This is a genomic window from Vibrio sp. YT-15, from assembly GCF_033337445.1.
Lineage (GTDB): Bacteria > Pseudomonadota > Gammaproteobacteria > Enterobacterales > Vibrionaceae > Vibrio > Vibrio alginolyticus.
This window is the reverse complement of the sequence record NZ_JAWOQR010000006.1, coordinates 348657-355876: the sequence shown is the minus strand read 5'-3', so window position 1 is coordinate 355876 and position 7220 is coordinate 348657. Positions and strand designations below refer to the sequence as shown.

Genomic DNA, 7220 nt, shown 5'->3' with positions numbered 1-7220 from the left:
TAAAGCCTTCGATGTACATACAGGATGCAGAGAGCTCAATTGATATAGATTGGCCAGAGGACTTTACTTTCGCTGAAATAATGTGGAAGAAGAAGAATTTGTAGTTTTTAAGTATAAGTAAAGAGGGTAGATTTCCTTTACTTATAATTAACCTAGTAAGATAGTAATAAAGTGAATTCATTGTTAAAAAATGGCTTGGCATGGACAGTTTTTGATAAGCTGATCAACCAATTTCTTTATTTTGTTGTTGTATTGTATATAGGTAGAGTAATTGGTCCTTCTGATTTTGGTTTGATTGGAATGGCAGCCGTTTTTATCATACTTTCTGAGAGTTTAGTTAATTATGGTCTGACACAATCACTTGTTCAGCGAAATAATATTACAAAAGTTGATAAATCTACGATTTTCTTGACTTCAATATTTTTTGCCATATTTATATATACAGTATTGTACTTTTCTGCTGAATCTATAGCTGAGTTTTATGATAAAGATGAACTGACCGATGTAATTCGCTCACTTCTGTTAATCGTAATTCTTAACTCCATCAATGTTGTTCCTAAAGCTATATTAATGATAGAGCTAAGGTACAATAAAATTGCTATTGCTAATAGTGTTGCAACTATTACTAGTTCTTTGATTGCGTTATATTTATTAAACTCTGGTTATTCATATTGGGCTTTTGTGTACTTTAATATAACTAAAGCTTTAGTTAATACTGCAGTTTGTTGGGGGTTATCTAAGTGGCGTCCTACTTGGGATTTTTCATATGATGTTTTAAAAAGCCTAGCTAAATATAGTATATATTTGAGTTTGTCTGGGATGTTATCTTCAATAGTAAATAACTCGTATATTATATTGATCGGTAAGTTTTTTAACTCTTTTAATGTCGGTGTATTTTCGCAAGCTAATAACACAACTACAATGCTTTCTGGTGTGATTATTTCAATAACACAAGCTGTCTCATTTCCTATTTTGTCAAAATTTAAGTTAAATAAAAATGAATTTAATGAGAGTTTTACTGCAATACTTAGTATTAATGCATTAATCACATTACCAACCCTAATTGGGTTCTCTCTTGTAACAAAGGAGTTTACTTACATATTCCTTGGAGAAGAGTGGGTGGATATAGTGCCATTGCTGAGTCTTTTTGCAATAGCAAAAATATTTTCTTCTATAAGCAATGTGAACATAAATGCTATGAACGCGCTAGGCCGTAGTGACTTGTTTTTTAAGTCTGATTTGTTAAAAGTGCCCTTTGTTTTATCTGGCATAATGTTAGGTGTTCTTCATCATGATTTGATTTATTTGGGCTGGGCATTGTTAATTACTTCATTTATTTCATATATAATTACAATTTATTTTTCATCTAAGGTTTTGACCGTTAAATTCATCGAGCAATTGAAATGCTTATTTCCATTCTTGTTTGCATCAATAGTGATGGTTCCTATCTTAACTTTTGTTTATGTAGATAATTACTATGTGTCATTAGTTATAAAAATTGCATTAGGTGGATTAGTATATATTGCGACCCTGTTCTTGTCTCATAGAGCGAATTTATGGAATTTTAAATAATGGAAAAGTATAAAAAAATTGCCGTATTTGATATATGTGATACCTTGTATAAGTGCAATACAACATATAAATATATAGAGTTTATAACAGAGAGGCGTGGCTTTTTTCCTCAAGATTACATGATACTTAAGCTTTTCAACAAGGTGTTTAATATTGTCTTTTCAATTGATATTATTAGATATTATAATATTAAACGCCTGAAAGGATATAAAGATAAGATGCTTAAGGATAAAGCAAACGAGTTTGTAAGTAACATTGATAGAAATGAATCTATATTTGAATTGCTTAATAAATTTAAAAGAAGTGGCTTTGAGGTTGTATTATTGTCAGCAACCGTCGACCCTGTTGCTGAAAGTATCGGAGAGTGTGTTGGCGCAAAAAGGGTCTATTCCTCTGAGTTAAACTTCAGCAGTAAGAATATATGTGATGGAACGATAGGAAGAGACCTTCTTGGTAATAAAAAAGATACAATGTATGAACTGTCTCTTGTATCAAATGAGTTAGTGTTTGTTACTGATAATAAAAGTGACTCTAGTTGCATTGAACTATGTGACGAGTTCATCGCGGTTGTTCCTTCTGGTAGAAAGAAAAATTATGAATTTTGGAAAGATAAGGGCATAAGAAGAATCATATGTTTATAAAGTTTTATGTACCATTTTTTTATTCTTACAGCACAAGGTTTAAAAGTAGCATTAAATTGGCCTCTTGGGGGTTTATTTACTTATTACCATTGCTATTTCTATCTTTCTGTTATTCTGGTTATTATGGTTTGTTAGTTTCAATAATCAACATCTCATTAATATATACAGTTTATGAGTTAGGGTACATATTTAATGATGTATATACAATAAAAAAAGAAAAAGAGCCGACATTAAGATTAGGAAAAAAAGAGCTTCATTATTGTGAACGGAATATATATAAGATAGTGGCATTTAGGTTCGCAGTAGTCGGATTGCTGTTGTATTTATTAGAATTGGTAAACTTTGATAGCACTTATATTTTTTGCGTTTTATTGTTGATTTTATTAGTGTATTTTATTTACAATTCAATAAGAAGTAGATTTAACTTACTACTACACTTTTTTTTGGTGAATTTGAGGTATACAGCTGTTGTTGTTCCATTTCTACCGTTAAGTAATGCCTTTTTAGTAGTCTTTTTATTTCCTTTCATTAATCTTTTGGAGCGTTGCTCTGAATCTCGGTTTGAATTGGTTTTTTTTCAGAGGTTCATTTTGTCCAACAAAACAAACGGAAGATATATATATTATTCAATATTAACTTTATTGTTGGCTTTTGTTTATCCGCTATCCGATCCTCTGTTCATAACTTCACTCTATTACTTATGTTATCGATTCTTCTCATTAAAAATTGTAGGGAAATAAAATGTACGAAAATATAACAATTGTTGTCCCTTCATTTAATCATGGTAAGTATTTGCCCGGCCTGTTTGTTCGGCTTAATAAATTGATTGATATCGGTGTGAAAGTTTACATCATAGATGATGCGTCAAAAGACAACTCTCAAGATATCATCACTAAATTTGTAAGTGAAAATAACACTAGTAATATAAGTTCCGTATTGAAAAAAAGTAATAAAGGCTTGGTTGATTCGCTCAATACTGCCCTAATAGATATCAATACAGAATACTTTTATGTAATATCATCAGATGATTTAGTTATACCTGAAGGGTTTGTTGAAGCAATAGAATATATATCTAAAAATCAAGAAAAAGACTTTGTTATTTTTGGTGCGTTGAACGTATTTGGTAATGGGCATGAAAAACACGCTTACGGTGCTAAACATGAGGCGTTTTTTAGTTTGCCAAAAGATAGAAGGAGCCTGGAAATATATTATAACCACCCAAGCCCAATACTTCTTCAATCGACAATTTTTAAGTCTGCTGCACTTAGAAGCTTGAATGTATTTAATCTAGGGTTAAAGTTCGACGACTATCCAGTTTTCATTAAACTGTTTAACTCCGAATTTAGTTTTTCATTCAAACCTGAGATAGTGATATGTAAGTACAATCATCATGAGGAAAATACCTATAAAGACTATAAGAAAATGTATACCATGTTCTTAGATGTATATAAAAATATGTGTCCTAAAGAACTATACGTCAAGTCTGTGTCTCAAATTTGGTTTGTCTACTTTTTAAGAGTGGTTAGGGATTTAAAGTTAAGCGACTTTAGTTACTTTCTTGTAAGGTTTAAAATGTCATATCTGTTCCATCTGCCTTATTTTCTTAAGAATAGGTCGAGAAGAAAGTAATATGAATTATGAAGCGTTTTTCAAAGTCTCTTATGAGTATTTTGATTATTTTGTTTATATGTCTATACTGCTTTTTGCAGTCCTTTACTTGTTTTCTCATAGACTTTCTATCAATGGTTTACTAGATCCATTTACATTTACTTATACTTTTACTTATTCCACCTCCTATTCGGTAATAATATTATTATATATATTTGGACATATATCCGATCATACGTTCTCAATATTTTCCTTTTACGGCATTCTATTTCTTATATCAATTAATATATTTAGTAGAATAAGCTATGCTCCAAGTGATTATAAGTTTTTTTCGATATTTTGTTTTGACAAGAAAAAAGCATTTGTGTTCTCCATTATTTTTGTCTATTTATTGCTTGTTGCCTTTACTATAAAAACGAAGGGTTTTTCTCTTTTTACAGAAACTAATAGATTTGAGGATAACAGAGGTCTAGGGCCGATAGTTAGGATATTAGAAATGTGTACATTTACTATCATATGTATAATTTCTATTTATCTTTATCGTCTTAGATTGAATATACTTAGGAAAGTATTTTTATATGCTATTTTTATAACGTTCATGATCTTTAATGCGATTATTAGTGGTGCAAAAGCAGACTTGCTATTCTATATTTTTGCTGCGCTTGTGAGTGTGAAAATATTTAACCCTAACTTTAGTGTGTCCATCAAGAACATGGTCATGATTATTTTTCTATCACTTACTTTTGTTTTCGTAGTTCTATTTTATAATTTTAGTAGTTCTATAAATATGAACTTGGAATATGGCGAGATTTTTGAATTGCTCTTTAGAAGGTTGACAGACAGGATTTTGTCAAATGGCGATATGTATTATATGGGATTACCTAATGATGTCTATGAAGGAATTTCTGTCAATAATATACTAGTAGTAATGCTCGCTCCTATTTTGTCTTATTCTTTTATGTCAAAATTGGCAGGTTATGATATAGGACAATTTGAAATAGGTAAGCAGTTACTATTAGCTCATTATTCAGGCAATACTATTGCAGGTGGTCCTACAGATCACTTTGATTTCTTCGCACTTTTATATTTTGGTGTTATAGGAGGGGCTATCTTTATAGTTCTGTTAGCATTATTGCTTTGCTTTCTTAGGAAGATGACTGTCTATGGGCGAGGAGACATTATATCTTCAGCATTAGTAACAGTTTTTTGGATGAAATCATTGTCTTGGTTGCTCAAGCCTGGCTTGTTCTTAGGTACGATTCTTTACTTTACAGTATTTCTATTATTAATTAGAGCTATTTGTTATTTACTTTGTATTAATCAGCGTTCGGCGTTTTAGAATTTATATAAACAGGATGGTGCTTTGGGTAGCCCCATCCTGTAAGCTCGTTGATGATTACTATCTTAATAATCTTTCGTAAGTTTTTGAAAGTATAGTTGCAGGAATCAATCGAGAAAAAGCTCTCGCTGAAAAATAGAGGGCGGTTTTGGGACCCTTCGCGAGCTTTAAATTATACATTTTTCGCATCATTCTTAGTTCGCTCAACGCATAGGACCAACCACGACGTCGCTCGAGCATACCATTTCCCACGCGAGCACTAACGAGTACTTCCGAAATGTTACTGATTTTGTAACCATTTGCCTGTAATCTCAACCATAAATAGTAATCTTCCATATACAAATGGTGTTGGTAATTACCAACTGCTACGATTGCCTGTTTACGAAAGATAGTAGACATATGGTTTAATGGATTTCTCTTGAGACTGTACTCTAAAACACTATCTGAGTGAGGTACTTTTTTTACTCTGCTCGGTTCATTAGGGTCAGTTTCAAACTCGTTAATGTCACAGCTTGCAGCAAAAACATCGATATTGGAATCCATATAAGCAACTTGTTTTTCAAAGCGATCAATATGGTTAATGTCATCAGTATCTACACGTGCTACAAGGTCATAGCTACAAGCTTCTAACCCCTTGTTTAGCGCTTCTCCTAGGCCAACGTTCTTCTCAAGTTTTACTTGTTTTAGAGGAAGTCTTTTCTCCCACTTTTCTAATACTTGATACAAAGCTGGCGTTAGGGGGCCGTCGTGAACAACAACAATTTCGTTAGCTTCCAAAGTTTGCCACTCTAGACTCTCAAAGCATTGTTCTAAATAACTAGGTTGCTCTTTGTGGTACAAAGAGCAAAGAACGGAAAATTTTGATGTCATTGTTAACGCCCCATCCCAAATAACACTGTTTTGACTGTAAGGAAAAGAATCTTCACTTCCATCATCCAGTTTTGGTGTTTGATATAGTAGACATCGTATTTATGCTTCCAAATAGCGTCTTCTACCGATGCGCCGTAAGGATATTTTACTTGAGCTAGGCCAGTGACCCCAGGTTTAACGGCGTGACGAAAGCGATAGTAAGGAATGGCTTTTTCCAACTCAGAGATGAACACTTCACGTTCTGGGCGAGGGCCAACCATCGACATCTCTCCCTTTAGTACGTTGATTAACTGAGGGAGCTCATCAATGCGAGTTTTACGAATAAAACAGCCGACTTTCGTTACGCGCGCGTCATTTTTTGTTGCCCATTGGGCTCCGTTCTTTTCTGCATCGTTCCGCATCGAGCGAAACTTAATCACTTCAAACTCTTCATTATACTGGCCGGTACGACGCTGTTTAAAGAATACCGGACCTGGCGATTCAAGCTTAATGAGTAGTGCCGTAATAAGCCCTACTGGAATAGCAACCCATGACAGCATGAAAACAAACAACAGATCGATGAAGCGTTTTTGCCAGCTGTTCTTACGATTAGAAAGGATAGAAAAAGCTTTTTGGTGTAAGAAGTAGCCGCTGTGCAAAAGCTCAGTTTCAGTATATCCGAGTGAACGGTCAAAATAGCTCACTAATGGCTCAACCCAAGCACCTAGCTCTGTCGCCGCGACAAGAAACGCTTGCTGTTCAGGATCTAGATGCGAGCTTTTGAAGTGGCAAAGCGTTTTGCTCTTGAAGTCTCTAAGAGAATAGTTATTAACCTGAGCGTTAATCTCAGGATGCCTCTTAAGTACTTGAGCAATTTTTGCTTCGTCTTCTTTTGGACAGTAGATATAAAGGCAAGCATTTGATTCACTTGCGGATAACTCGTCCAATGCTGATGTTATGCTGATAGAATTATGCTTAGTTAATTCAGAAGCTTCTCGTTCTTGAAGCGTGTCGCTCATACTGTCTGTCATAGGAATGGAATAAGTTGTTATCGACTAGCCAATTGCTTACAAGTCGGCGATTATAATTTATTTCGTATAGAAATTATATCCCTGAATCCAGAACATGCTCATAACTTTGTTAATTTTCTTGAACCTGAGTCCTTGTTCATGACTTGTTTTTGAATCTTAACGTAATTATATCAATGAACT

Annotated in this window: 6 protein-coding genes; 4 read left to right on the top strand and 2 right to left on the bottom strand. The window is 33.4% G+C overall.

Annotated elements, in window-relative coordinates:
• Positions 1 to 180: 180 nt before the first annotated feature.
• The 4 genes from R7D93_RS14585 (at position 181) to R7D93_RS14570 (ending at position 5160) form a co-directional block, all read left to right on the top strand.
• Positions 181 to 1572, top strand: a complete 1392-nt coding sequence (locus R7D93_RS14585) for a lipopolysaccharide biosynthesis protein (RefSeq protein ID WP_225496721.1) — start codon at positions 181 to 183, stop codon at positions 1570 to 1572.
• A complete protein-coding gene (locus R7D93_RS14580; protein WP_213868584.1) occupies positions 1572 to 2213 on the top strand; it encodes a haloacid dehalogenase-like hydrolase in 642 nt (213 codons plus the stop codon). The genes R7D93_RS14585 and R7D93_RS14580 overlap by 1 nt, the downstream gene beginning before the upstream one ends.
• Positions 2214 to 2954: 741 nt before the next feature.
• Positions 2955 to 3842: a glycosyltransferase family A protein gene (locus tag R7D93_RS14575; RefSeq protein ID WP_213868582.1), complete on the top strand. Its 888-nt coding sequence runs from the start codon at positions 2955 to 2957 to the stop codon at positions 3840 to 3842.
• Positions 3843 to 4419: 577 nt separating this feature from the next.
• Positions 4420 to 5160 carry a hypothetical protein gene (locus R7D93_RS14570; protein WP_155484585.1) on the top strand — a complete coding sequence of 247 codons (741 nt, stop codon included), beginning with the start codon at positions 4420 to 4422 and terminating at the stop codon, positions 5158 to 5160.
• 60 nt (positions 5161 to 5220) lie between these two features.
• Here R7D93_RS14570 and R7D93_RS14565 read toward each other — a convergent pair whose 3' ends face one another.
• A complete protein-coding gene (locus R7D93_RS14565; protein ID WP_053306826.1) occupies positions 5221 to 6030 on the bottom strand; it encodes a glycosyltransferase in 810 nt (269 codons plus the stop codon).
• A gap of 2 nt (positions 6031 to 6032) precedes the next feature.
• The gene (locus R7D93_RS14560) at positions 6033 to 7040 is read right to left on the bottom strand and encodes a sugar transferase (protein WP_017820724.1); all 1008 of its coding nucleotides are present in this window, start codon (positions 7038 to 7040) and stop codon (positions 6033 to 6035) included.
• Positions 7041 to 7220: the final 180 nt, after the last annotated feature.